Annotated in this window: 31 protein-coding genes and 1 tRNA gene; 17 read left to right on the top strand and 15 right to left on the bottom strand. The window is 66.7% G+C overall.

Going from position 1 to position 23,731, the window contains the following annotated elements; translation table 11 throughout:
* Position 1 precedes the first annotated feature (1 nt).
* The 8 genes from rplX to rpmD are packed head-to-tail and all read left to right on the top strand — an operon-like array spanning position 2 to position 3,300.
* Positions 2 to 316 (top strand): 50S ribosomal protein L24, encoded by a 315-nt coding sequence (gene rplX, locus EV656_RS06035; protein ID WP_132600820.1) that lies wholly within the window; start codon positions 2 to 4, stop codon positions 314 to 316.
* The gene (gene rplE, locus EV656_RS06030; protein ID WP_132600817.1) at positions 309 to 872 is read left to right on the top strand and encodes a 50S ribosomal protein L5; all 564 of its coding nucleotides are present in this window, start codon (positions 309 to 311) and stop codon (positions 870 to 872) included. The genes rplX and rplE overlap by 8 nt, the downstream gene beginning before the upstream one ends.
* Before the next feature lie 20 nt (positions 873 to 892).
* Complete coding sequence (gene rpsN, locus EV656_RS06025) at positions 893 to 1,198, top strand: 30S ribosomal protein S14 (protein ID WP_132600814.1); 306 nt, start codon at positions 893 to 895, stop codon at positions 1,196 to 1,198.
* A 12-nt stretch (positions 1,199 to 1,210) separates the two neighbouring features.
* On the top strand, positions 1,211 to 1,609 hold the full coding sequence (gene rpsH / locus EV656_RS06020; protein ID WP_200276814.1) for a 30S ribosomal protein S8: 399 nt from the start codon (positions 1,211 to 1,213) through the stop codon (positions 1,607 to 1,609).
* Between the two features lie 10 nt (positions 1,610 to 1,619).
* The gene (gene rplF / locus EV656_RS06015; protein WP_132600811.1) at positions 1,620 to 2,153 is read left to right on the top strand and encodes a 50S ribosomal protein L6; all 534 of its coding nucleotides are present in this window, start codon (positions 1,620 to 1,622) and stop codon (positions 2,151 to 2,153) included.
* Between the two features lie 11 nt (positions 2,154 to 2,164).
* Positions 2,165 to 2,524 carry a 50S ribosomal protein L18 gene (gene rplR / locus EV656_RS06010; RefSeq protein ID WP_132600808.1) on the top strand — a complete coding sequence of 120 codons (360 nt, stop codon included), beginning with the start codon at positions 2,165 to 2,167 and terminating at the stop codon, positions 2,522 to 2,524.
* Between the two features lie 11 nt (positions 2,525 to 2,535).
* Positions 2,536 to 3,099 (top strand): 30S ribosomal protein S5, encoded by a 564-nt coding sequence (gene rpsE, locus EV656_RS06005; protein ID WP_132600805.1) that lies wholly within the window; start codon positions 2,536 to 2,538, stop codon positions 3,097 to 3,099.
* 12 nt (positions 3,100 to 3,111) lie between these two features.
* Positions 3,112 to 3,300: a 50S ribosomal protein L30 gene (gene rpmD, locus EV656_RS06000; protein WP_132600802.1), complete on the top strand. Its 189-nt coding sequence runs from the start codon at positions 3,112 to 3,114 to the stop codon at positions 3,298 to 3,300.
* A 156-nt stretch (positions 3,301 to 3,456) separates the two neighbouring features.
* On the opposite strand, the gene EV656_RS05995 is transcribed toward rpmD, so the two are convergent.
* A tRNA-Thr gene (locus tag EV656_RS05995) sits at positions 3,457 to 3,531 on the bottom strand.
* A gap of 84 nt (positions 3,532 to 3,615) precedes the next feature.
* On the opposite strand from EV656_RS05995, the gene EV656_RS16495 reads away from it, so the two are divergent.
* From EV656_RS16495 to EV656_RS05970, 6 genes are all read left to right on the top strand, one after another.
* On the top strand, positions 3,616 to 3,759 hold the full coding sequence (locus EV656_RS16495) for a hypothetical protein (protein ID WP_165918946.1): 144 nt from the start codon (positions 3,616 to 3,618) through the stop codon (positions 3,757 to 3,759).
* Positions 3,760 to 5,028, top strand: a complete 1,269-nt coding sequence (gene murA, locus EV656_RS05990; protein WP_132600799.1) for a UDP-N-acetylglucosamine 1-carboxyvinyltransferase — start codon at positions 3,760 to 3,762, stop codon at positions 5,026 to 5,028.
* Complete coding sequence (locus EV656_RS05985) at positions 5,025 to 5,501, top strand: DUF2948 family protein (RefSeq protein ID WP_132600796.1); 477 nt, start codon at positions 5,025 to 5,027, stop codon at positions 5,499 to 5,501. Before murA ends, EV656_RS05985 begins: the two co-directional genes overlap by 4 nt.
* Positions 5,502 to 5,590: 89 nt before the next feature.
* Entirely contained in the window at positions 5,591 to 6,901 is a 1,311-nt protein-coding gene (gene hisD / locus EV656_RS05980; RefSeq protein ID WP_132600793.1) for a histidinol dehydrogenase, read from the top strand.
* Positions 6,898 to 7,383 (top strand): UPF0262 family protein, encoded by a 486-nt coding sequence (locus EV656_RS05975; protein WP_132600790.1) that lies wholly within the window; start codon positions 6,898 to 6,900, stop codon positions 7,381 to 7,383. The genes hisD and EV656_RS05975 overlap by 4 nt, the downstream gene beginning before the upstream one ends.
* 1 nt (position 7,384) lies before the next feature.
* On the top strand, positions 7,385 to 7,855 hold the full coding sequence (locus EV656_RS05970; protein ID WP_132600787.1) for an arsenate-mycothiol transferase ArsC: 471 nt from the start codon (positions 7,385 to 7,387) through the stop codon (positions 7,853 to 7,855).
* Between the two features lies 1 nt (position 7,856).
* On the opposite strand, the gene EV656_RS05965 is transcribed toward EV656_RS05970, so the two are convergent.
* The 11 genes from EV656_RS05965 to trpS all read right to left on the bottom strand — a co-directional run bounded on the left by EV656_RS05965 (position 7,857) and on the right by trpS (position 16,145).
* Positions 7,857 to 8,606 (bottom strand): TIGR02186 family protein, encoded by a 750-nt coding sequence (locus EV656_RS05965; RefSeq protein ID WP_200276812.1) that lies wholly within the window; start codon positions 8,604 to 8,606, stop codon positions 7,857 to 7,859.
* Positions 8,606 to 9,520 carry a sulfite exporter TauE/SafE family protein gene (locus tag EV656_RS05960; protein WP_132600784.1) on the bottom strand — a complete coding sequence of 305 codons (915 nt, stop codon included), beginning with the start codon at positions 9,518 to 9,520 and terminating at the stop codon, positions 8,606 to 8,608. Before EV656_RS05960 ends, EV656_RS05965 begins: the two co-directional genes overlap by 1 nt.
* Positions 9,521 to 9,613: 93 nt before the next feature.
* Complete coding sequence (locus EV656_RS05955) at positions 9,614 to 10,030, bottom strand: GNAT family N-acetyltransferase (RefSeq protein WP_132600781.1); 417 nt, start codon at positions 10,028 to 10,030, stop codon at positions 9,614 to 9,616.
* Complete coding sequence (gene tsaB / locus EV656_RS05950) at positions 10,027 to 10,686, bottom strand: tRNA (adenosine(37)-N6)-threonylcarbamoyltransferase complex dimerization subunit type 1 TsaB (RefSeq protein WP_132600778.1); 660 nt, start codon at positions 10,684 to 10,686, stop codon at positions 10,027 to 10,029. The genes EV656_RS05955 and tsaB overlap by 4 nt, the downstream gene beginning before the upstream one ends.
* A 4-nt stretch (positions 10,687 to 10,690) precedes the next feature.
* Entirely contained in the window at positions 10,691 to 11,251 is a 561-nt protein-coding gene (locus EV656_RS05945; RefSeq protein ID WP_132600775.1) for a NifU family protein, read from the bottom strand.
* A 74-nt stretch (positions 11,252 to 11,325) separates the two neighbouring features.
* On the bottom strand, positions 11,326 to 11,781 hold the full coding sequence (locus tag EV656_RS05940; RefSeq protein ID WP_132600772.1) for a universal stress protein: 456 nt from the start codon (positions 11,779 to 11,781) through the stop codon (positions 11,326 to 11,328).
* A gap of 94 nt (positions 11,782 to 11,875) precedes the next feature.
* Positions 11,876 to 12,739: a branched-chain amino acid aminotransferase gene (locus EV656_RS05935; RefSeq protein ID WP_132600769.1), complete on the bottom strand. Its 864-nt coding sequence runs from the start codon at positions 12,737 to 12,739 to the stop codon at positions 11,876 to 11,878.
* A 251-nt stretch (positions 12,740 to 12,990) separates the two neighbouring features.
* Entirely contained in the window at positions 12,991 to 13,488 is a 498-nt protein-coding gene (locus EV656_RS05930) for a VOC family protein (protein WP_132600766.1), read from the bottom strand.
* 102 nt (positions 13,489 to 13,590) lie between these two features.
* Complete coding sequence (locus EV656_RS05925; protein WP_132600763.1) at positions 13,591 to 13,974, bottom strand: VOC family protein; 384 nt, start codon at positions 13,972 to 13,974, stop codon at positions 13,591 to 13,593.
* A 67-nt stretch (positions 13,975 to 14,041) separates the two neighbouring features.
* Complete coding sequence (locus tag EV656_RS05920; RefSeq protein WP_132600760.1) at positions 14,042 to 15,109, bottom strand: hypothetical protein; 1,068 nt, start codon at positions 15,107 to 15,109, stop codon at positions 14,042 to 14,044.
* Between the two features lie 4 nt (positions 15,110 to 15,113).
* Entirely contained in the window at positions 15,114 to 16,145 is a 1,032-nt protein-coding gene (gene trpS, locus EV656_RS05915; RefSeq protein ID WP_132600757.1) for a tryptophan--tRNA ligase, read from the bottom strand.
* Positions 16,146 to 16,223: 78 nt separating this feature from the next.
* Between trpS and EV656_RS05910 the strand changes: the two genes are divergently transcribed.
* Positions 16,224 to 16,910, top strand: a complete 687-nt coding sequence (locus tag EV656_RS05910) for a rhomboid family intramembrane serine protease (protein WP_132600754.1) — start codon at positions 16,224 to 16,226, stop codon at positions 16,908 to 16,910.
* Here EV656_RS05910 and murJ read toward each other — a convergent pair.
* Genes murJ through EV656_RS05895 form a run of 3 tightly spaced genes read right to left on the bottom strand, consistent with a single transcriptional unit; the run spans position 16,901 to position 22,387 of the window.
* Positions 16,901 to 18,445, bottom strand: a complete 1,545-nt coding sequence (murJ, locus tag EV656_RS05905) for a murein biosynthesis integral membrane protein MurJ (protein ID WP_132600751.1) — start codon at positions 18,443 to 18,445, stop codon at positions 16,901 to 16,903. The two genes, EV656_RS05910 and murJ, sit on opposite strands and share 10 nt — an antisense overlap.
* Positions 18,445 to 21,192 (bottom strand): [protein-PII] uridylyltransferase, encoded by a 2,748-nt coding sequence (locus EV656_RS05900; RefSeq protein WP_132600748.1) that lies wholly within the window; start codon positions 21,190 to 21,192, stop codon positions 18,445 to 18,447. The genes murJ and EV656_RS05900 overlap by 1 nt, the downstream gene beginning before the upstream one ends.
* A gap of 28 nt (positions 21,193 to 21,220) precedes the next feature.
* Complete coding sequence (locus EV656_RS05895; RefSeq protein ID WP_132600745.1) at positions 21,221 to 22,387, bottom strand: penicillin-binding protein activator; 1,167 nt, start codon at positions 22,385 to 22,387, stop codon at positions 21,221 to 21,223.
* Between the two features lie 84 nt (positions 22,388 to 22,471).
* Here EV656_RS05895 and rsmI point away from each other — a divergent pair, with 84 nt between their 5' ends.
* Both rsmI and EV656_RS05885 read left to right on the top strand, forming a co-directional pair.
* Complete coding sequence (rsmI, locus tag EV656_RS05890) at positions 22,472 to 23,332, top strand: 16S rRNA (cytidine(1402)-2'-O)-methyltransferase (protein ID WP_132600742.1); 861 nt, start codon at positions 22,472 to 22,474, stop codon at positions 23,330 to 23,332.
* Complete coding sequence (locus EV656_RS05885; protein WP_132600739.1) at positions 23,329 to 23,682, top strand: YraN family protein; 354 nt, start codon at positions 23,329 to 23,331, stop codon at positions 23,680 to 23,682. Before rsmI ends, EV656_RS05885 begins: the two co-directional genes overlap by 4 nt.
* Positions 23,683 to 23,731 lie beyond the last annotated feature (49 nt).

The raw sequence follows: 23,731 nt of genomic DNA, 5'->3' as shown, positions 1-23,731 counted from the left end.
GATGGCTGCCAAACTGAAATCCGGTGACAAGGTCATCGTGCTGGCCGGCAAGGACAAGGGCCGCGAAGGCGTGATCCAGTCCGTCGATCCCAAGGCCGGCAAGGCCGTGGTCGATGGCGTGAACGTTGCCATCCGCCACACCAAGCCGTCGCAGACCGGCCAGGGCGGCCGTCAGCCCAAGGCGATGCCGATCGACCTGTCCAACCTCGCCCTCGTCGACCCCAAGGATGGCGGCCCGACCCGTGTCGGCTTCCGCATCGAGGACGGCAAGAAAGTGCGTTACGCCAAGAAATCGGGGGAAGTGATCGATGCTTGATGCGGCCAACTACACCCCGCGGCTGAAGACGCTCTACCGCGAGACTATCCGCCCCGCTCTGAAAGAAGAGTTCGGCTACAAGAACGACATGCAGCTCCCGCGCCTGGACAAGATCGTCCTGAACATCGGCTGCGGGGCCGAGGCTGTTCGTGACTCCAAAAAGGCCAAGTCGGCCCAGGCCGACCTGACGATGATCGCCGGTCAGCAGGCCGTCGTGACCAAGGCCAAGAACTCGATCGCCGGTTTCCGCGTCCGCGAGGACATGCCGCTGGGCGCCAAGGTGACCCTGCGCGGCGACCGGATGTACGAATTCCTGGATCGCCTGATCACCATCGCCATGCCCCGTATCCGCGACTTCCGCGGCGTGTCGGGCAAGTCCTTCGACGGGCGCGGCAACTACGCGATGGGCATCAAGGAGCACATCGTTTTCCCGGAAATCGAGTACGACAAGGTCGACGAGGTCTGGGGCATGGATATCGTCATTGCCACCACCGCGAAAACCGACGCGGAAGCGAAGGCGCTGTTGAAGCAGTTCAACATGCCTTTCAACAGCTGATCGCGGGAGGAAGAGAGAACATGGCTAAGAAAGCAATGGTCGAACGCGAGAAGAAGCGTCAGCGCCTGGTCGAGAAATACGCCGCCAAGCGTGCCGCGCTGAAGGAAATCGCGAACAACGAGGATCTTCCGATGGAAGAGCGGTTCAAGGCCCGCCTGAAGCTGGCCAAACTGCCGCGCAACTCCTCGGCTACCCGGCTGCATAACCGCTGCCAGCTCACCGGGCGTCCGCACGCCTATTATCGCAAACTCAAGGTTTCGCGGATCAAGCTGCGCGATCTGGCCTCCAACGGTCAGATGCCCGGCATGGTCAAGTCGAGCTGGTAAGGAGGGGAAAAGATGTCTGTGAACGATCCTCTCGGCGATATGCTGACGCGCATCCGTAACGCGCAGATGCGCCGCAAGTCGACTGTGCGCACCCCCGCCTCCAAGCTGCGTGCCTGGGTGCTGGATGTGCTGACCGACGAAGGCTACATCCGCGGTTACGAAAAAGTGGAAAGCGCCGATGGCCACCCCGAGCTTGAGGTCAGCCTCAAATACTACGAGGGCGAGCCGGTGATCCGCGAACTGCGCCGTGTGTCCAAACCCGGCCGCCGCGTCTACATGAGCGTCAAGGAAATCCCGCAGGTCCGTCAGGGCCTGGGTGTATCCATCGTCTCGACGTCGCGTGGCGTGATGTCGGATGCCGCCGCACGCTCCGCCAATGTTGGCGGCGAAGTGCTCTGCCAGGTCTTCTAAGGAGGTCGGAATGTCTCGTATTGGTAAGAAACCGGTCGAGCTGCCCTCGGGTGTCAGTGCATCCGTGTCCGGCCAGACCGTCGAAGTGAAGGGGCCCAAGGGCACCCGCGTCTTTACCGCCTCTGACGATGTGACCGTGGCGGTCGAGGAGAACGCCGTCACCGTCACCCCGCGCGGTGCGTCCAAGCGCGCACGCCAGCAATGGGGCATGTCGCGTACCATGGTTGCCAACCTGGTGCAGGGCGTGACCGAGGGTTTCAAGAAAGAGCTTGAAATCCAGGGCGTCGGCTATCGTGCCCAGATGCAGGGCAACACGCTGAAACTGAACCTCGGCTACTCGCACGAGGTGAATTTCGACGTGCCCCAGGGCGTGACCGTGACCACCCCCAAGCCCACCGAGATCGTGATCGAGGGCAATGACCAGCAGGTCGTGGGGCAAGTGGCCGCCAACATCCGCGAGTGGCGTTCGCCCGAGCCGTACAAGGGCAAGGGTATCCGCTACAAGGGCGAGTTCATCTTCCGCAAGGAAGGCAAGAAGAAGTAAGGGCGCGACAGATGGCAAACAGCAAAAGACACCTGTTCCTGAAACGCCGCCTGCGCGTTCGGAACAAGCTTCGCAAGATGAATGCCGGGCGCGTGCGCCTGAGCGTTCACCGCAGCAACAAGAACATCAGCGTCCAGCTGATCGACGATGTTCAGGGCAAGACCCTCGCCGCCGCCTCCAGCCTGGAGAAGGATCTGGGCGTGGTCGGCAAGAACAACGTCGAGGCCGCGGCCAAGGTGGGGACGGCGATTGCCGAACGCGCCAAGAAGGCCGGCGTGGAGGAATGCTACTTCGACCGGGGTGGTTTCCTGTTCCACGGCAAGGTCAAGGCGCTGGCCGATGCCGCCCGTGAGGGCGGTCTGAAGTTCTGAGGAGACGAGATATGGCAAGAGAAGACAATCGCCGGGATCGCCGCGAGCGCGACGAGAAACCGGAATTCGCCGATCGTCTCGTGGCGATCAACCGTGTGTCCAAGACCGTGAAGGGCGGTAAACGCTTCGGCTTTGCGGCGCTGGTGGTCGTGGGCGACCAGAAGGGCCGCGTCGGCTTCGGCAAGGGCAAGGCCAAAGAGGTGCCCGAGGCGATCCGCAAGGCCACCGAACAGGCCAAGCGCCAGATGATCCGCGTGCCGCTGCGCGAGGGCCGGACGCTGCACCACGACATCGAGGGCCGCCATGGCGCGGGTCGCGTGGTGATGCGCACCGCCCCGCAAGGTACCGGGATCATTGCCGGTGGTCCGATGCGCGCCGTGTTCGAGATGCTGGGCATCCAGGACGTGGTTGCCAAATCGGTCGGCACCCAGAACCCCTACAACATGATCCGGGCCACGCTGGACGGGCTGTCCAAGGAAAGCTCGCCCCGCCAGGTGGCGCAGCGCCGCGGCAAGAAGGTCGCCGACATCCTGAAAAAGGATGACGCGCCGGCCCCCGAAGCCGCCGAAGCGTAAGGAGAGCAGACCATGGCCAAAACCATCGTCGTAAAGCAGGTGGGCTCGCCCATCCGCCGCCCCGCGATCCAGCGCCAGACCCTGATCGGGCTGGGCCTGAACAAGATGCACAAGACCCGCGAGCTGGAGGATACCCCCGCCATCCGTGGCATGGTCGCCAAGATCCCGCATCTGGTCGAGATCGTCGAAGAGCGCGGCTAAGCATCCGGTGGGTTTCCCCACCCCATGAATCACGAAAACGCCCCGGTCCCATGGCCGGGGCGTTTTTGCATTCGTCCAGCCTGCGCGAACGACAGGGTGGCCTGTGTCAAAATCGGCCGAACAGGCGGTCAAAAACGGATCAGTTGGGGCGGGGGATGGTGCCGCAGGGGAGGATTGAACTCCCGACCTCACCCTTACCAAGGGTGCGCTCTACCACTGAGCTACTGCGGCCCGTGGCGCGCTGATTAGACGTATTCGGCAGGGGACGCAAGCGCTATCTGGACGGTTTTTTGCCCCTGCGGTAGAGAGGGTGCCATGGCAACGAAACCCCCCAGCAAGGGCGCGGACAAGACGCCGCAAAGCCGCGAGGACCGGCTGAAAAAGGCGCTGAAGGCGAATCTCGCCCGGCGCAAGGCGCAGGCGCGCGCGCGCAAGACGGGGCAGGACAGGCAGGGCTGAATGGACCAGATCAGGATCAAGGGCGGGCGTCCGCTGAGCGGCGAAATTGCCATCGCAGGGGCCAAGAACGCGTGCCTTGCGTTGATGCCCGCAACGCTGTTGACCGATGAGCCGCTGACGCTGACCAACGCGCCGCGGCTGTCGGATATCCGCACCATGACGGAATTGCTGCAATCCCTTGGGGCAGAGGTTTCGGCGCTGCACCGGGGCAAGGTGCTGGCACTGTCCAGCCACGACCTGACCAGCCAGCGGGCGGACTATGACATCGTGCGCAAGATGCGCGCCTCTATCCTGGTGCTGGGGCCGTTGCTGGCGCGGTACGGACAGGCCGAGGTGTCGCTGCCCGGCGGGTGTGCCATCGGGGCGCGCCCCGTCGATCTGCACCTGCGCGCGCTGGAGGCCATGGGTGCCACGCTGGACCTGCGCGAGGGCTATGTTCATGCCAGCGCGCCGGGCGGGCTGAAAGGTGCGGTGGTGGCGTTTCCGCTGGTTTCGGTCGGGGCGACCGAAAACGCGCTGATGGCCGCCACCCTGGCCAAGGGCACGACGGTTCTGAAAAACGCCGCCCGAGAACCCGAAATCGTGGATCTGGCCCGCTGCCTGCGCGCCATGGGGGCGCAGATCGAGGGCGAGGGAACCAACACCATCACGATTGAGGGCGTCGCCAGCCTGGGCGGGGCCACCCATCGCGTCGTGACCGACCGGATCGAGCTGGGCACCTACATGCTGGCCCCCGCCATCACCGGGGGGGAGGTGACCTGCCTGGGCGGCACGCTGGATCTGGTCGCCGCCTTTGCCGAGAAACTGGACGCTGCGGGCATCTCCGTCGAGGAAACGGACCGTGGTCTGAAGGTCGCCCGCAAGAATGGCCGGTTGAACGCGGTCGATGTCACCACGGCGCCCTTCCCGGGGTTCCCGACCGATCTACAGGCGCAGATGATGGCGTTGCTTTGCACCGCGGACGGGGTCAGCGTGCTGGAGGAAACGATCTTTGAGAATCGGTTCATGCATGCCCCCGAACTGATGCGCATGGGCGCGCAGATCGAGGTTTCGGGCGGCACGGCGACCGTCACCGGGGTAGAGCGCCTGAAAGGGGCGCCGGTCATGGCAACCGATCTGCGGGCCAGCGTGTCGTTGATCCTGGCCGCGCTGGCAGCAGAGGGCGAAACGGTGGTCAGCCGGGTCTATCATCTGGACCGCGGGTACGAGAAGGTCGAACAGAAACTGGGCGCCTGCGGTGCCGAGATCGAACGGGTGAGCGGAAAATGACCGGGGACGCACGTTTCGAGGATGGCGCCGAACGCCCGCTGCGCCTGATGGCGGTCACGGCAGAGGATTTGCAGGTTCTTTCGGCGCTGGTCCAGGATGCCGTGATGCCGGTCACGGAAATGCGGTGGGACCGCGCGCGGCGGCGTTTTGCCGTTCTGGTCAACCGCTTTCGCTGGGAAGATCGCGCCGCCGCCGACCGCATGGGCCGCCCCTATGAGCGGGTGCAAGCGGTGCTGAGCGTCGAGGACGTGCAGCAGGTGGCCAGCCAGGGCTTTGACCGGGGCGACCGCGACCTTGTGTTGTCGTTGCTTTCGGTCAGCTTTGAGCCGGGGACCGATGGCGGCGGGCGCGTGGTTCTGACGCTGGCCGGGGACGGGGCGATCGCGCTGGACGTGGAATGCTTGGAGGTCACTCTGAACGACGTGACCCGCCCCTATACCGCGCCGTCGGGCAAGGCGCCGCAGCACCCCTGAGGGGCAGGGGGCGCCGCTGCCGCTTTGGGGTGTTCACCCGGGGCGAAATTGCCGCTACATAGGCGCGAAGACCCCTATGAGGACCCCAGATGCCGGTATTCCTGGACAGCACGGCCACCGATTTCGAGATTGCCTTTGATGCGCTGCTGAATGCCAAGCGCGAGGATAGCCCCGACGTGGACGATACCGTCGCGGCGATCATCGCGGATGTGCGTGCGCGCGGCGACGCGGCCGTGATCGAGTTGACCGAGCGTTTCGACCGTTTGTCCCTGACACCCGAAACGCTGGCCTTTTCGCCGGCCGAGATCGAGGCCGAATGTGCCAAGGTGCCCGCCGTGGAACGCGATGCGCTGGAACTGGCCGCCGAACGCATCCGTGCGTATCACGTCCGGCAGAAACCCGATGACGCGCGCTGGACCGATCCGGACGGGGCGACCCTGGGCTGGCGCTGGACGCCTGTGTCGGCGGCGGGGCTGTATGTGCCCGGTGGGCTGGCCTCTTACCCCTCTTCGGTGCTGATGAATGCGATCCCGGCGCAGGTCGCGGGCGTTGAACGGCTGGTGATCTGCGCGCCCACGCCGGATGGCAAGGCGAACCCGCTGGTGCTGCTGGCGGCGAAACTGTCGGGGGTGGACACGGTCTATCGCATCGGCGGCGCGCAGGCGATCGCGGCGCTGGCCTATGGCACCGACACGATCCGCCCGGTGGACAAGATCACCGGCCCCGGCAACGCCTTCGTCGCCGCGGCCAAGCGGCGCGTGTTCGGCAAGGTCGGCATCGACATGATCGCCGGTCCGTCCGAGATCCTAGTGATCGCGGATGCCGATAACGACCCCGATTGGGTGGCCGTCGACCTGCTGTCCCAGGCCGAGCATGACGAAAGCGCCCAGTCGATTCTGGTTACCGACGATGCCGCCTTCGGGCAGGCTGTCGCGGCGGCGGTTGAAAAGCGGCTGGAAACCCTGGAACGCCACGCCATCGCCGGGGCCAGCTGGCGTGATTTCGGGGCGATCATCACCGTGCGCGACCTGGACGAGGCCGCTGCGCTGTCCAACCGCGTCGCGCCCGAGCACCTGGAACTGTGCGTCGCCGATCCAGAGGCGCTGTCGGCCAAGATCACCCATGCGGGCGCGATCTTCCTGGGCCAGTGGACGCCAGAGGCCATCGGGGATTACGTCGGCGGCCCCAATCACGTTCTGCCGACCGCGCGTTCGGCGCGGTTTTCCTCTGGCCTCAGCGTTCTGGATTTCATGAAACGCACAACCCTGGCCCACATGACACCCGCCGCGCTAAAGGCGATCGGACCGGCTGCCGAAACGCTTGCCATCTCGGAAAGTCTTGAGGCGCATGGCCTTTCCGTGCGTGCGCGGTTGAACAAACTGAACGAGGCCGGGGAATGAGCGCTGCGCGTCTTTGCCATGTCGAATTGGACGATTCGAACCTTCCCCCGCCGACGCCCGAAATCGAGCAGGAGCGGAAGGTCGCCCTGTTCGACCTGATGGAGGACAACTCCTTTGCCCTGCCGGGGCGCGAGGATCGGCCGGCACCCGACGGCCCGTTTCGCCTGACGCTGTCAATCCGCGAACGCCGGCTGGTCTTTGACGTGCGCACCGAAAACGGCGACCCGGCGGCAGAGTTTCACCTGTCGCTGTCGCCCTTCCGCCAGGCGGTCAAGGATTACTGGCAGATCTGCGAAAGCTATTTCGACGCGGTCAAACGCCTGCCGCCCAGCCAGATCGAGGCCATCGACATGGCCCGGCGCGGCATCCACAACGAGGGCGCGCGGCTGTTGCAGGAACGGCTGGAGGGCAAGGCGGACCTGGATATCGACACCGCGCGACGCCTCTTCACCCTGGTCTGCGTTCTGCATTACGGGGGCTGAGGTGGCCGGGGTGCTTCCTTCCTCGGTTCTTTTCTGCTGCGACCACAATTCCGTCCGTTCGCCCATGGCCGAGGGCATCATGAAAAAGTTCTATGGCCAGGACATCTACGTTCAATCCGTGGGCGTGCGCAGCGACCGGGAAATAGACGGCTTTTCTGTCGCGGTCTGTGGCGAAATCGGGGTGGAAATCGAACGCCACCGCGCCCGCTCTTTCGACGAGATGGAGGATTGGGGCGACGATCTGTCGGGCTTTGACCTGATTATTGCGATGTCTCCGGCCAGCCTGCGCCGCGCGCAGGAACTGACGCGCTATTACCACCTGGATGTCGATTACTGGCCCGTGCTGGACCCCGCCGGCCTGGGCGAAACCCGCGCCGACAAGCTGGTCGCCTATCGCCAGACCCGCGACCAGATCGTGGAACGGTTGATCGCCCGGTTCGGCCCGCCGCGCGATCCCGCTGCGCCGGTCTGACTCAGCCCCTCACCATTCGGAATATGGCAGAGGCGCCCCAGCCCGCTGCGATGGCGATGGCCAGGGACAGCAGCCCATAGATCAGCGGGTGCTGATGCGCCAGGGTATAGACCCAGCGTTCCAGCCCGACCTTGCGCACGCCGATCGTGGTTTCATAGGAATCCACCACCGCGCCGCCGCGGGTCAGAAAGATGCGGGTGGTATAGTCGCCCTCGTGCAGGTTGGCGGGCAGCGCGATCGAGGTGCGGAACAGGGTCTCTTCGCGCAGCGAGACCGCATAGGGCAGCATCTGGTACAGGTCCGTGTTCCGCCGGATGCGGATCAGCGCCTCGGTGAACTCCGCTGTCGCCGCGTCCGTCCCGGCGGCGTGGATCGCCTTGGGGATGGAAACCTTGTGCCGGTCATCCTCGGCCTGAGACAGGGCCAGTTCCAGCGGGGCGGTGCTGGCGACAGCGTAGAAACTGGGGGCAGAGGCGATTTCCACCGCGTCGGTGTTCACCCATATCCCCAGCCGCCGCGCCTTGCGCCGCACGGTAACGGGGGTGGATGGCCCGGCCACGGTTACCACCACGTTCAGCGGGGTGCCCTCGGGCAAGGGCGCCTCGCGCTTGACCGCGCCGAAGATCAGGATTTCGGAGCCAGCGAAATTCGTGGTGATCGACACCCGCGTCTGGCTGAGGCCCGCCACCACCTGTTCGGCCTGTGCGGGCAGGGCCAAGGCCAGGCACAGCAGCAACGCACGGATCAGCATCAGTGCCCCCCGGTGCCCAGTGAATACAGCTCTGCCGGTTCCAGCAGCAGATCCAGCGCCAGCTTGCCGCACACCGCCAGCACCATCAGCGCCAGCAGGATGCGCAACTGTTCTGCCTTCATCTTCAACCCGATCTGCGTGCCGATCTGCGCACCGACCACGCCCCCGATCAGCAACAGCAGCGCCAGCCCCATATCGACCGTATAGTTCGTGGTCGCATGCAACAGGGTGGTAAAGGCGGTGACGAAAATGATCTGGAACAGCGAGGTGCCCACGACCACCTTGGTCGGCATGCCCAGGATATAGATCATCGCCGGCACCATGATAAAGCCGCCGCCAACCCCCATGATCGCGGCCAGCACGCCCACCGCCGCGCCCACCACCAGCGGCGGGATCACCGACAGGTACAGCCCCGAGGTGCGGAATTTCATCTTGAAGGGCAGGGCGTGAATCCAGCCGCGCTGCTTGCGCTTGGGCACCGGCTTGCCCGAACGGGTCTGGCGAATGGCGCGCAGGCTTTCGACGAACATCAGCGCACCGATCACGCCCAAAAACAGCACGTAGCACAGCTTGACCAGCAGATCGACCTGGCCCATTTCGCGCAACATGTTGAACAATGCGACGCCAGCACCGGCGCCGATCAGGCCGCCGACCAGCAGCACCGTTCCCATCTTGAAATCGACGGTCTTGCGCCGCAGATGCGCCAGAACCCCCGAAAAGGACGAGGCGACGATCTGGTTCGCCTCGGTCGCCACGGCGACGGCGGGGGGAATACCGATGAAGAACAGCAACGGCGTCATCAGGAACCCACCGCCCACGCCGAACATGCCTGACAGCACGCCGACCATCCCGCCCAGCCCCAGCAAGAGGAAGGCGTTCACGGAAACCTCTGCAATGGGCAGGTAAATCTGCATGGTCGGTTCCTGGCTCGCGGTCCCACCATATGGCATGCGGGATGGCGCGTCACCCGGTCCGGGGTCCGCAAGGGGCGCGGATCGCGGAAATTTTTATCCGGTCAGGGATTTGCGCAGAACCAGCGCGTCGATCCGGCTGCCGTCGGGGGCTGCGTAATAACCGGGGCGCTGCCCGGCCTGCCCATAGCCCGCCGCGTCGTAAAGGGCCCGTGCGGCGGCATTGTCCGCGGCGACCTCCAGAAAGGCGGTATCGGCCCCCCTGGCCCGTGCGGCGTCCTCGAACGCGGCCAGGCGCGCGCGGCCCAGCCCCTGCCGCCGCGCCGTGGGGCAAACCGCCAGGGTCAGCAACTCGGCCTCGCCCGCCAAAGCACGCCCCAAGGCGAAGGCCGTGGCATCGCCGCAGAGGAAGGTGCCGGGGCCTGCCAGCAGGGCGGCAAACTCTTCCGCGCGCCAGGGGCGTGGGGTGGTGAAACAGGCCGCATGCAGGGCGGCCAGCGTATCGGGCGTCATGGCAGGATCGCCGGGGGCGGATCGGCGGGCGGGGCCGCGTCCGCCGGCCGGATATACAGCGGCGCCGGGCGCGGCTGTGGGGTTCCCAGGCGTCTGGCCGCCACGCGGGCAATGCGTGGGGCGATATCGTCCAGGGCGCGCGGCTGGGCGGGCAGGCCCAGGGCCGCGCCGATGCGATCCGCCGCATGGCCGATCACGCGTGCACCCGCGGGCGCCAGGCCGGTTGGCGGCGCCTCGGGGCTGGCCAGCACCGGATCGCCCTGCGCGTCGCCCCCGGACATGGCTTGCAGGTAAACCCCGTCGCGCGGCGCTGGCAGGCTGAGCAGGAGCGCGCCCGCCTCGCCCTCGGCCAGTGCTGCGAACCCCGATACGCCGATGGCAGGGACGCCCAACGCCAACGACAGCCCGCGGGCCAGTGCCACGGAAATTCGGATGCCGGTGAAGTTGCCCGGCCCGATCCCCACGCCGAGGGCGTCCAGATCGGCCCAGCCACAGCCCCCCTGCGCCATCAGGCGTTCCAGCAGGGGGACCAGTGCCTCGGCCTGGCCGCGGCTCATCTCGGCCCGGTCCGACGCGATGACGGTGTCGCCACGCAAAAGCGCGGCCGCGCAATGCGCGGCCGACGTGTCAAAGGCAAGGATTGTCTGCGCAGTCACGGGATCAGTCTGCGACCGGGCGCACCTCTGTCACCTCGGGGATGTAGTGGCGCAGCAGGTTCTCGATCCCCATCTTCAGCGTCAGCGTGGACGAGGGACAGCCCGCGCAGGCCCCCTGCATGTGCAGATAGACCACGCCCCGTTCAAAGCCATGGAAGGTGATGTCACCCCCGTCCTGGGCCACAGCGGGGCGCACGCGGGTATCCAACAATTGCTTGATCTGGTTGACGATTTCGCTGTCGGGGCCGTCATGTGCCGCATGGCCGTCGCCGCCGCCCTCGCCGCGGATCGCGGGGTCGCCGGACTGGAAATGCTCCATGATCGCGCCCAGGATCGCGGGCTTGATATGGTCCCACTCGACGGTGTCGGCCTTGGTCACGGTTACGAAATCGGTTCCGAAAAAGACACCGCGCACCCCGTCCACCGCAAAGATGCGGCTGGCCAGCGGCGACTTCTCTGCCGCCTCGGGCGCCGGGAAATCAGCAGTTCCGACCTCCAGCACGGCCTGGCCGGGCAGGAATTTCAGCGTTGCGGGGTTCGGTGTGGACTCGGTCTGGATGAACATGACTCAATTCCTTAGCTTTCCGGTCGGATATGCGCCGGAATACCGGCCTTGTCAACCTTTGGAATGATTCCAAACTAGCAGACCGCTTCCAACCCTTCCTTGGACAGGCCGCCCGGCACGATGGTCAGGGGCACCGGCAGGCTGCCCGCGGATTTCGACAATTGCGTGACCAGCGGGCCCGGCCCCTTCTTGTCGGTGCCCGCCCCCAGAACCAGCACGCCGATTTCCGCATCCTCGCGGATCTGGGACAGGATTTCGGCCACCGCCTCGCCCTCGCGGACGACCAGTTCGGGGTCGATGCCCTGCCGGTCGCGCATCCATTTCGCAAAGACCTCGAAATGCGCCTCGATCCGCTCGCGGGCCTCTTCGCGCATCAGGTCGCCGACGCCGATCCAGTGGTTGAACTCTTCGGGGGGGATGACCGACAGGATCTGCACGCCGCCGCCCGTGCGCGCGGCGCGCATCGCGGCAAAGCGCATCGCGTTCAGGCATTCGCGGCTGTCGTCGAGAACCACAAGGAACTTGCGCATCTCACTCTCCCCATCCGGGCCTCAGCATGGCCGAGCACCGGCGCCGTGGCAAGCGTTGCCAAGCCAATGCCGATGTGCCCGGGGGCGTGGGGCGTCAGGCCGCCGAATGCGCCCAATCCCAGTACAGTTCGCGCACGCGCTTGGTCATGGGGCCGGGCTGGTATTGCACGTCGTCAAACGCCTTGACCGGGGTGACCTTCATCATGTTGCCGGACAGAAAGACCTCGTCCGCAGCGCGGAAATCGTCGAAGCTCAGCACCGTTTCGTGCACGCTGACCCCATCGGCGCGCAGGTTGGCGATGTGCCGCGCCCGCGTGATGCCCGCCAGGAAGGTGCCGTTGGCAACCGGGGTAAAGACCTCGCCATCCTTGACCATGAACACGTTCGCCGTGGCGGTTTCGGCCACGTTGCCCATGACGTCGGCCACCAGCGCGTTGCCAAAGCCCTTGGTGCGGGCCTCGGCCAGCATGCGGGCGTTGTTGGGGTAAAGGCAGCCGGCCTTGGCGTTGACCACCGCGCAATCCAGCGTCGGCCGGCGAAAGCGGGTGGTGGTCAGCGTCGTTGCGCTGCCGGCCGGGGACATCGGGATTTCCTCAAGGGAAATGGCAAAGCCGGTGGCATCGGGTTTCGGCACGATGCCCAGGAAATCACCCTCCAGCGCCCAGTACATCGGGCGGATATAAACCGCGGCCTCGGGGGCGTAGCGTTTCAGCCCCTCCCAGACGATGTCGTGCATGTCCTGTGCGCTGACGGTCGGGGTAATCATCAGCGCCTCGGCCGAGCGGTTGACCCGTTCGCAATGGGCCATCAGGTCCGGGGCAATCCCCTCGAAATAGCGGGCGCCGTCGAAAACGGTTGTCCCCAGCCAACTGCCGTGATCGGCGGCGCGCATCACTGCAACGTCGCCTGCGTGCCAGTCGCCATCGAAATAGGTCTGGATGTTTGTGCCGGTGGCCATGGTCTGTCTCCTGGAAATCGCGCGCAGCCTATTCGGGCGCGCGGGGGGCGTCCAGACGGCAAAGCGGTGCGCCCCCGGTGGGGCGACCGGGGGCGCGATGGGGGGCGGAAGGCAGGGGAAGTTGCCCAGGGCAGGGGCATGGGGCGCCGGCCCCCCTGTCATGCCGCAACGGCGGCATGACGCACAGCGTGCGGGCGTGGTGTATCGGGAACATGACGGACAGGCGTCATCCCGATGAAGAGTGCGGCGTCTTACCGCGCGGCGATGGCGGTTGCCTCTGCCAGCAGGGCCTGCAGGTCCAGCGGCGCGTTGTCCATGGTCAGCCTGCCCGAGGAATCACGCGGCCAGTCCGATTCGGGCCGATCGCGGTAAAGCTCTACCCCGTTGCCATCAGGATCGCGCAGATAGACGGCCTCGCTGACGCCATGATCGGCGGCGCCGTCCAGCGAAATGCCGGCGTCCAGCACGCGCGCCAGGGCCGCACCCAGGCTGGCCCGGTCGGGATACAGGATCGCGGTGTGGTACAGGCCCGTATGCCCGCGCGGCGGCGGGCTGGCGCCCAGGCTTTCCCAGGTGTTCAGGCCGATATGGTGGTGATAGCCGCCGGCCGACAGGAAGGCGGCGCCGGACCCGGTGCGCTGTTGCACCTCGAAGCCGAGCACGCCGGAATAGAATGCGATCGCGCGGTCCAGATCGGCGACCTTCAGGTGAACATGGCCGATGCGGGTTTGCGGGGGCGGGGGGGTCATTTCGGTCTCTCCGTCATTGAACATGGACCGGAATTAGTCGCCCCGCCGCCCAGGGGTAAGGCGCACCGCCACAGGCCCGCTGTGCGCAAATGCCCAGACGCGTCACATCGCGACAGGGGTGCAGAGTTCTACCAGATAGCCGTTGGGATCGGCGACATAGGCGGTGGTCTGGCCCCAGGGTTCGTCGCGTGGTTCCTGCACGGCGCTTGCCCCGGCATCGCGGGCACGGTCAAAGGCTGCCCGCACATCATCGGTCTCGAACGCAATCTCGAAGACCGGGTGGGCAGGGTCGGGGGTGCCCGGCGATTTGCCCAGTTCCGTCATCAATCCGGTAGAGGAAAAGGCCAGTTTGGTATCGCCGGTCACCAGTTCGCCATAGTCGCCGCTTTCATGCAGGAACCCGGTCTCCAGCCCGAAGGCGCGGCTGTAGAAATCCAGCGTGGCGGGCACGTCGGCGACGTAAAGGATGGTATAGCGCAGTTTCATGGGGCCCTCCTGATAGTGTGTGCGCAGTCTGCCATGGGGGGCGCCTGCTGTCGCCGGGAAAGGCGGGTCAGCCGCGGGCGACCCTGCGTAACCCGCGCAGCAGGCCGGTGGTAATGGCATTCGCGAACAGGCCCGCCAGGGCGGCAGCCAGTCCCGCCAGGCCAGCCGCCAGATGCAGCGCGCGGTTCGATAGCCGCGTGGCCAGGCGCAGGAACCGGGATTTTCCCAGCGTTTCCAGGCCCGCGACGGTGCGCGCGGGGGCTGCGTCGGCAATCATGGCAAGGCGTTTCAGCTCGGTCGCATCCTCGGCATGGGACAGCACATGCAGCGCAGCCGCCGGGCCAAGGGCGCGGCGCAGCCGGCCGCCATCCTCCAGCAAGTTCAGCGCCGGGCGCAGCTCTGCCGGTCGGGCCAGCGCGGCGATGTCCTGGGCGCTGCGCGCCCCGGCGATGCCGCCCCAGTCGAAGCCCTCGCGCGCGGCGCGGCTCAGCACGCGGGTCAACCCGGCGGGCAGCCGTCCCATCGCGCGCGCCAGTCGCAACGAGGCCGCCCCGGCCTTGACGGCGGCGCTGCTGCCCCCGCTGGGAACCACCAGCGCAGCGGCGCCCAGCCCCACGGCGGACAGGACAAGGTCGACCTCGTCAATCTCGCCGCCGGTGGCAAAGGCGTGCCCCGCACGGCCCAGCCCGGCAATGTCGGGCAGCGGGGTCATCAGCGCGGGCAGGCCGCAGAGAGCGGCGTTTTCAAGGGTGCAGCGACGCAGGTCAAACGCGCACGCGGCACAGGCCCGCACTCGTGCGGCGGCGCCGTGATCGGCGGCGTACAACTGGTCCCGGCGGGCGGCAAGATCGGACGGGGGCGGGTGGCCCTGGCGGGTCATCTCACCCTCTATCGCGGAAATGGCCGTCCAGTTGCGCGGGGTTTCGTCCAGCAGCGCCGCCAGCCGGGCGTCCAGATCGCCCGCCTGACCCGCCCGCGCCAGCGCGACGGACAGATCGGCGGCGATCCGGTCCGCGGCTTTTTCGGTCAGCGCGGCGGCGGGCCAATTGCTGAGCAGTTGCCAGCCCGACCAGCCGGTCAGCACTAGCGAAAGCACGAGCAGCAGCGACAGGATCGCCCGTGCCGCTGCCCGCATCGGCCTAGGCTTTGCCCCTGCCGACCATCCCCACGATTTCGTAGGCGCGTTTCACGATCGGCTCGGCGATTTCGGACGCCCGTTCCGCCCCCTCGGCCAGGATGCGGTCGATCTCGGCGGGGTCCTTCATCAGGCGGTCCATCTCGGTGGTGATGGGCGACAGGCGCGCCACCGCCAGATCGGCGAGCGAGGGTTTGAAGGTGCCGAATTGCTGGCCGCCATGTTCGGCGATCACCTGTTCCACCGTCATCCCGGCCAGGGCGGCGTAGATGTTGACCAGGTTGCGCGCCTCGGGGCGGCCCTCCAGCCCCTCGATCGTGGCGGGCAGGGGTTCGGGGTCGGTTTTCGCCTTGCGGATCTTCTTGGCGATGGTGTCGGCGTCGTCGGTCAGGTTGATCCGGCTCATGTCGGAAGGGTCGGATTTCGACATCTTCTTGGAGCCGTCGCGCAAGCTCATCACCCGGGTCGCCGCGCCCTCGATCACCGGCTCGGGGGTGGGGAAGAAATCGACGCCGTAGTCGTTGTTGAACTTGATCGCGATGTCGCGGGTCAGTTCGACGTGCTGCTTCTGGTCCTCGCCCACCGGAACGTGGGTCGCGTGATAGGTCAGGATGTCGGCGGCCATCAGCGCGGGATAGGCGAACAGGCCCAGCGACACGCGTTCGGAATTCTTGCCGGCCTTGTCCTTGAACTGGGTCATGCGCTGCATCCAGCCCAGGCGTGCGACGCAGTTGAAGATCCAAGCCAGTTGCGCGTGCGCAGGCACCATCGACTGGTTGAACAGGATGGATTTCGCCGGGTCGATGCCGCTGGCGATGAAACCCGCCGTCAATTCGCGCGTGGCATGGGTCAGCTTGTCGGGATCCTGCCAGACGGTAATCGCGTGCATATCGACGATGCAGTAGACGGTTTCGACCCCGCCCGTATCCTGCGTTTCGACAAAGCGCTTGAGCGCGCCCAGGTAGTTGCCCAGCGTCAGCCCGCCCGAGGGCTGGATGCCGGAAAAGACGCGCGGTGTGTGGACCACCTCGGCCATGTTGCACTCTCCGTCTGGCTTTTATTGCTTTGCTCGCTTACCGATGGGGGCCAGACCCGTCAACCAAAGGCTGACCGCATGAGCCCCGATCCCAACGCCTCTCCGATCAATCCCTTGCCGCCCGTGGTCTGGGCCTTGGTCCTGCCGGTTCTGGCCGTAGAGACGCTGTTTTCCCTGGGCGAGCGTGGCATCGTTGGCGGGCCAGCGGCTGTGGGCTGGCGCTTGGCCGCGTTTCAGGATTATGCGTTTTCGGGCCAGGTCTTCGACTGGATGCTGGCCAATGGGCGGTTCCCGCCCGAACACCTGCTGCGCTTCGTCACATACCCGTTCGTGCATGCCAGCTTCACCCACGCGCTGTTCGTGATCGTGTTCATCCTGGCCCTGGGCAAGATGGTGGGCGAGGTGTTCCGCGCCTGGGCGGTGCTGGTGGTGTTCTTCGGCTCGGCCTTTGGGGGGGCGGTGGCCTATGGGCTGTTGCTGAACGACCCGGTGCCGCTGTTGGGGGGATACCCGGCGGTCTATGGGCTGATCGGGGCGTTCACCTTCCTGTTGTGGATGCGGCTTGGGGTGCAGGGGGACAACCAGTATCACGCCTTTACCCTTATCGGCATCCTGCTGGGCATCCAGTTGCTGTTCGGCCTGCTGTTCGGCGGCGGCAATGACTGGGTGGCCGACCTGGCCGGGTTTGCCACCGGGTTTGCGTTGTCCTTTGTCGTCAGTCCGGGCGGGTGGTCGCGCCTGCGGACGCGGTTGCGTCACCGCTGACGGCGCATCGCGCGGCGGAATTCCGACCAGCAGAACGCGCCCAACAGGTGGCCGGCCCCGAAATAGCTGACGATCCCCAGCCCGATCAGCAGCGCCAGCGCGCCATAGCGCACCGTGGCCATGGTCAGCCAGGGCGCCAGCGCCCATCCCGCGCCATACAGCACCGCCCCCATCAGGCCCGAGGCCAGCACGATACGCGGCAGGCGGCGGTGGAACCTGTCGTCCAGCCGGGCGGGCAGCCCCATGCCGCGCGAGCCGCGCCATAGCAGCGCCACCATCGCCCAGGCGGCCAGCGTGGTGCCCCAGGCGGCGGCGATATACCCGACGACGGGCGCCAGGCCGATGGCCACGGCGGCGTTCACGACCATCGCCGCCAGCGCATAATAGAAGGGGCGCCGCGTATCCTCGCGCGCGAAGAAGAGCGGTTGCAGCACCTTCTGCATCACAAAGGCGGGCAGGCCCGCGCCGTAGACGGCCACGGCCAGTGCGGTGGCCGCGCTGTCGGCGGAACCGAAGGCGCCGCGCTCGAACAGAACAGAAACCAGCGGCAGCGGGATCGCCACCAGCGCCACCGCCGCGGGCAGGGTCAGGATCAGCGAAAACTCCGCCGCGCGGCTGAAGGAATCGTGGCTGCCCTCTGGATCGTCGGCCCGCAGGCGGCGCGACAGGTCGGGCAGCAGCACCACGCCGATGGCAATGGCGACCACCCCCAGCGGCAATTGATACAGCCGGTCGGCATTATACAGCCACGACACGGCGGAATCGAAATAGCTGGCCACCTGCCGCCCGATCAGCAGGTTGACCTGCACCACGCCACCGGCCAGGGCTGCAGGGGCGGCAATGATCGCCAGACGCCGCAATTCGGGCGTCAGGCGGGGCAGGTGGGGGGTGATGCGAAAGCCCGCCTCTTTCGCGGCCCACCAGACCAGCGCCATCTGCGCCACGCCTGCGACCGGCACCGCCCAGATCAGCGCCAGCGCCACGTCGCCCCCCAGCGTTGCGGCCCCCGCCATCGCCGCGATGAACAGCACGTTCAGCAGCACCGGCGCGGCGGCGGCGGCGGCAAAGCGGCCCGCCGCGTTCAGCACCCCCGACAAGAGGGCCGCGAGCGAGATGAACAGGATATAGGGAAAGGCGATCCGGCCATAGAACACCGCCAGATCGAACTGTTCCTGCCCGCGAAAGCCCGAGGCCATGGCCAGCACCAGCCAGGGCATCGCCGCCTGCGCGGCCAGCGTAAACAGGATCAGCAGCCCGCCCAGGGCGGAAAACGCGTCACGGGCAAAGCTTTGGGCGTCCTCTCCTGCCTCCAGCCGCTTGGAGAACATGGGCACGAAGGCCATGTTGAAGGCCCCCTCGGCGAAGAAGCGGCGAAACAGGTTGGGCAGCGAAAACGCCACGACAAAGGCCTGGTGCGCAGGTCCGGTGCCCAGCCAGGCCGCGATCAGGATGTCGCGCACAAAGCCCAGGACGCGGCTGACCATCGTCCAGCCGCCCACCGTCAACAGCCCCGAAAGCAGGCGGATCGGCTGCATCAGCCCTGTGCCCGCTCGGCGCCTTGCGTGATCGCGGCGCGCAGCTTGCGCTCCAGCGACTCGCGGCGGGCGCGGGAATGCAGCTTCAGCCCGAACATGTCCTTGACGTAAAAGCTGTCCACCACCTGCGCGCCGTAGGTCGCGATGACCGCCGAGGCGATGTAGATATTGCTCTCGGCCAGGACGCGGGTCAGGTCATACAGCAGCCCGGGCCGGTCGCGGGTGTCCACCTCGATGATCGTGTAGATCTCCGATCCCTCGTTGTCGAAGGCGATCGAGGTCGGGAAGCGGAAGCCGCGTTCGCGTTTCTTCAGCTTGTCGCGGTCGGCCAGCTTGTCGCGCGGGCGCACCTCGCCCATCAGGGTCTTTTCGATCATCTTGCGCAGGCGGGGCAGGCGCGCGGTCTCGAAGGGGCTGCCCTCGGAATCCTGTATCCAGAAAACGGCGGTGGCATAGCCGTCCTTGGTGGTATAGGTCCGCGCGTCCACCACGTTGGCGCCGACCAGCGCCAGCGCACCGGCCAGCCGCGAAAAGATGCCGGGATGGTCGGCCAGGGCGAAACACGCGCGGGTGGCGTCGTGATCGGCATCCTCGGCCAGGTCGATCAGGATCTCGTCGTTGCGGATTTCGCGCAAGAGCCGGGCAAAGACCACGTGGCTGGATGTCGGCAACCCCTGCCAATAGGGCGGGTAGTGGCGCGTTGTTTCGGTGCGCAGATCCTTCTTTTCCCAGTCGGCCAGTTCCTCGCGCAGGGCGCGCTTGGCCTCGGCGGCGCGCTTTTCGGTGTTGACCTCTTCCAGCCCGGTTTCCAGCGCGGTGGCGGTTTCCCGGTACAGGCTGCGCATCAGCTGCGCCTTCCAGTTGTTCCAGGTGCCGGGGCCGACGCCGATGATGTCGCAGACGGTCAGCACGGTCAGCAGGTCCAGCCGTTTCTTGGTTTTCACCGCCTTGGCGAAATCGCGCACCGTGCGCGGGTCGGCGATGTCGCGTTTCTGCGCCATGTCCGACATCAGCAGGTGATAGCGCACCAGCCATTCCACGGTTTCGCATTCGTCGGGCTTCAGCCCCAGGCGCGGCGCCACCTTGCGCGCGATTTGCGCGCCCAGGACGGAATGATCCTCGGGGCGGCCCTTGCCGATGTCGTGCAGCAGCAGCGCGATATACAGCACGCGCCGGTTCACGCCCTCCTTCAGGATGCGGCTGGCGATGGGCAGTTCCTCGACCAGTTCCTCGCGCTCGATCTTGGCCAAGGTCGAGATGCACTGGATCGTGTGTTCGTCCACCGTGTAGTGGTGGTAGACGTTGAACTGCATCATCGCCACGATCGGTTCGAATTCCGGGATGAAGGCGGCCAGCACGCCCAGCTCGTTCATCCGGCGCAGCGAGCGTTCGGGATTGTCGTGCTTCAGCAGCAGGTCCAGAAAGATGCGCTGTGCCTCGGGATCGGTGCGCAGGCCGTCGTCGATCAGGTTCAGGTTGCCGGCCACCAGCCGCATCGCGTCGGGGTGCAGCAACGTGCCGGTGCGCAGCGCCTCTTCGAACAGGCGCAGGATGTTCACCTTGTCCGCCAGAAAGGTATCGGGATCGGCCACGTTCATGCGGTTCTGGACGATCTCATAGCCCGCGCGTGCCGTCCGCTTGCGCCGGAACAGGCGCAGCAGCATCGGTTCGGTCTTGACGTGGGCGGCCTCCAGCCCGGTCAGAAAGATGCGGGTCAGATCGCCCACGGTCGTCGCGTGCAGGAAGTAGTCCTGCATGAAATGTTCCACCGCGCGCCGGCCGCCGCGGTCGGCATATCCCATGGCGGCGGCGACCTCGATCTGCATGTCAAAGGTCAACTGGTCCATCGCCCGGTTCGCGATCAGGTGCAGATGGCAGCGCACCGCCCAGAGGAACCGCTCGGCCTCCAGGAAGCCCTTGAATTCCTCTTCGGTGAAAAGGCCCAGCTTGACCAGCTGCGAGGCGCGATCGACCCGGTAGATATACTTGGCGATCCAGTAAAGCGATTGCAGGTCGCGCAGCCCGCCCTTGCCCTCTTTCACGTTGGGTTCCAGCACATAGCGCTGGCCGCCCTGCTTGCGGTGGCGTTCAGACCGTTCGGCCAGCTTGGCCTCGATGAACTCGGCCTCGGTGCCCTCGAACAGCTCGCCCCAAAGTGCGTCGTTCAGATCCTTGTCCAGGGGCGCATGCCCGGCAAGGAAGCGGTTTTCCAGCAGCGCGGTGCGGATCGTGATGTCCTCGCGCCCCAGCCGCACGCAATCCTTCACCGTGCGCGAGGAATGTCCGACCTTCAGCCGCAGATCCCACAGCATGTAAAGCATCGACTCGATGACGCTTTCGGCCCAGGGGGTGATCTTCCACGGGGTCAGGAACAGCAGGTCCACGTCCGAATGCGGCGCCATTTCGCCCCGCCCGTATCCCCCAACGGCAAAGACGGCCAGCCGCTCGCCCTCGGTCGGGTTGGGCAGGGGGTGCAGGTATTGCGACGCGACGGTCAGTGCCGCGCAGACCAGCCGGTCCGTCAGCCAGGTGTAGGACCGCACCGCTGGCCCGGCCTCGAAGGGGCGGGCGGCGAATGCCTCGGCGATGGCGGCGCGCCCGGCCTTGGCCGCCGCGCCCAGATGGCGAACCGCGCCGTCGCGCAGCGCACGGGGATCGCCGGCCTCTTGCTTCAGCCGGTCGAGTTCCGCGGCAAAGGCGGATGCGTCAAAGATTTCTTCGGCCGGCCGGATCAGGTTTTGCGGCATCCGGGCGGTGGGGGCGGAGGACGCCGACCTAGAAGCCGGGGCCGCCGAAACGTCTTGGGGCAGGGTCAATCACGCGTACCTGGTTGTTTTCGATCTGCGCCACGGCCAGCGCACGTTCGTTGGTGCCGTCGGTCAGCAGGCGGAATGTGCCGCCCACCCCGGCAAAGCCCGCCCCCTGGGTCAGGGCCGCGACCGTCAGCGCGTCCGACTTGCCCTGCTGGACCAGCGCGCCAATCGCGGCGATGCCATCATAGGCAAGCGCCGCCGCCGGATGCGGCGGGGTGCCAAAGGCCGCCTCGTAGCGCGAGGTGAACAGCGCCGTCATCTGCGGGTCGGGCAGGGCGAACCACCCCCCCTGCAGCCCCGGAAGGCTGAGCGTGGAGGGCGGGATGTCCCAGCGGGTCAGGCCGATATAGCGCACCTGTTGCGGGTCCACGCCGTTTTCCGGCATCAGCTGCGCCAGCAACGGCAGCGCGCCGGCTGCGCTGGCGGTAAAAAAGATGGCATCGGCCTCGCTGTCCTTGGCGCTTTGGGCAAGATCCGGCACCGCCTGCACGACACCGTTCTGCGACAGCTCGTAACTGCCCGTTGCCGCAATGCGCGCGCCGTTGGCGATGACGGCGGTGCCGATGGCCGTGCGGCCCAGTTCCCCGGCGACATCCGGGTCGTGGACGATCATGAAATCGTCCAGCCCCTGCGCCGTCGCATAGCTGGTCAGCCGCCGCGCGGTATTGGAAAAGGTCGGGCCCAGTACGAAGACGTTGCCGCCCGCGATCTGCGGGTTGTTGGAAAAGCTAAGGACATTCACGCCGCGCGAGGCCACCGCCAGCCCCGCCGCATTGGCCGATTGTGCGTAAAGCGGCCCGAGGATGATTTTGGCGCCGTCCCCGACCGCCTGGCGGGCGGCTGTTGCGGCCTGTTCCGGGCGCCCGGCGGTGTCATAGACACGCAGGTCGATCTGTACCCCATCCAGGTCAGAGATTGCCATGCGCGCTGCGTTTTCCAGGCTGCGCGCGACGACCGCGTCCCCGGCGGCCTCGGATCCGCCGGGCACCAGCAGCGCCACGGGAACCGGCGCGCCGGTGTTGATGCTGGGCCCGCCGCCCAGGTTGACGCTCTGGCAGGCGGCCAGCAGGACAAGCCCGGCCAGCGCCGGAAGGAGCCGCTTGCGGGGAGTGCGGAAAACGGCGATCATGACGGTCTCCGTGAAATGGGGTCGGCGCGAGCCTATGCGGATCGGCCGGCCAAGTAAACTCAGACATCCCCACCGAGGCCGCCCTTGGAGATCCTCCGCACGCCGCTGCCCCCGGGCATTCATTTCGTGGCCACCCCGATCGGCGCGGCCCGCGACATCACGCTGAGGGCGCTGGACATCCTGGCCTCGGCCGACGTGATCGCCGCCGAGGATACGCGCACCGCCCGCCACCTGATGCAGATCCACGGCATCGCCCTGGGCGACCGTCCGGCGATCGCCTATCACGAACATTCCGCCCCGGGTGTGCGTGCGAAACTGGTGGACATGGCCCGGCAGGGACAAAGCGTGGCCTGCGTCAGCGAGGCCGGCACGCCGATGGTGTCCGATCCCGGCTATCCGCTGGCCCGCGACGCAATCGCGGCGGGCGTGGCGGTCTATGCCGCACCGGGGCCCTCGGCCATGCTGGCGGCGCTGACCGTTTCGGGGCTGGCCAGCGACCGGGTGATGTTCCTGGGCTTCCCCCCGTCGCAGGCCGGCGCGCGCAAGAAGCTGTGGGCGGAAATGGCGCCGGTGCAGGCGACGCTGGTGATCTATGAATCGCCCAGACGCGTTAGCAAATTGTTAGTGGAATTGGAGGAGGCTCTGGGAACAGGGCGGCCGGCTGCGGTGTGCCGGGAATTGACCAAGCGATTCGAAGAGGTGGCGCGCGGCACGCTTGGCGAATTGGCAGAACGTTTCGCCGCGCAAGCTGTGAAGGGCGAGATTGTCGTCCTGGTCGGGCGGGGCGGCGGGGTATCGACCGGGCCCGAAGATCTGGACGCGGCGCTGACGGCGGCGCTGGCGCGGGGGTCTACCAAGGATGCCGTGGCCGAGGTGGCCGCGGCGCTGAACCTGCCGCGGCGCCGTGTCTATCAGGCGGCGCTGAAACTGGAGGGCAAGGAATGAGTGGAAGTGTTTCCTATCACGCCGGGCTGGCGGCAGAGGATTGCGTGGCGCGCGGCTATGAGGATCGCGGCCTGCCGATTGCCGCGCGGCGCTGGCGTGGCCGGGCCGGTGAGATCGACCTAATCGCGCGCGATGGCGACGGGCTGGTCTTTGTCGAGGTGAAGAAGGCCCGCGATTTCGCCCGCGCCGCCGAGCGTGTCGGGCGCCGCCAGATGCAGCGCGTTATGGATGCGGCGCTGGAATTCCTGGCGGGCGAACCGCGCGGTCAACTGACCGAAATCCGCTTCGACGTGGCGCTGGTCAACGGCCGGGGCGAGGTCGACATTCTGGAAAACGCCTTCGCTGCCTGACCCGTTGCAAAGCGTCCCCCGCTCGGCCATGTAGGGCGGACCGGACGGG

The organism is Rhodovulum adriaticum, assembly GCF_004345735.1.
Lineage (GTDB): Bacteria > Pseudomonadota > Alphaproteobacteria > Rhodobacterales > Rhodobacteraceae > Rhodovulum > Rhodovulum adriaticum.
The sequence above is the reverse complement of the archived record's forward strand: the minus strand, read 5'-3'. Positions and strand labels throughout refer to the sequence as shown.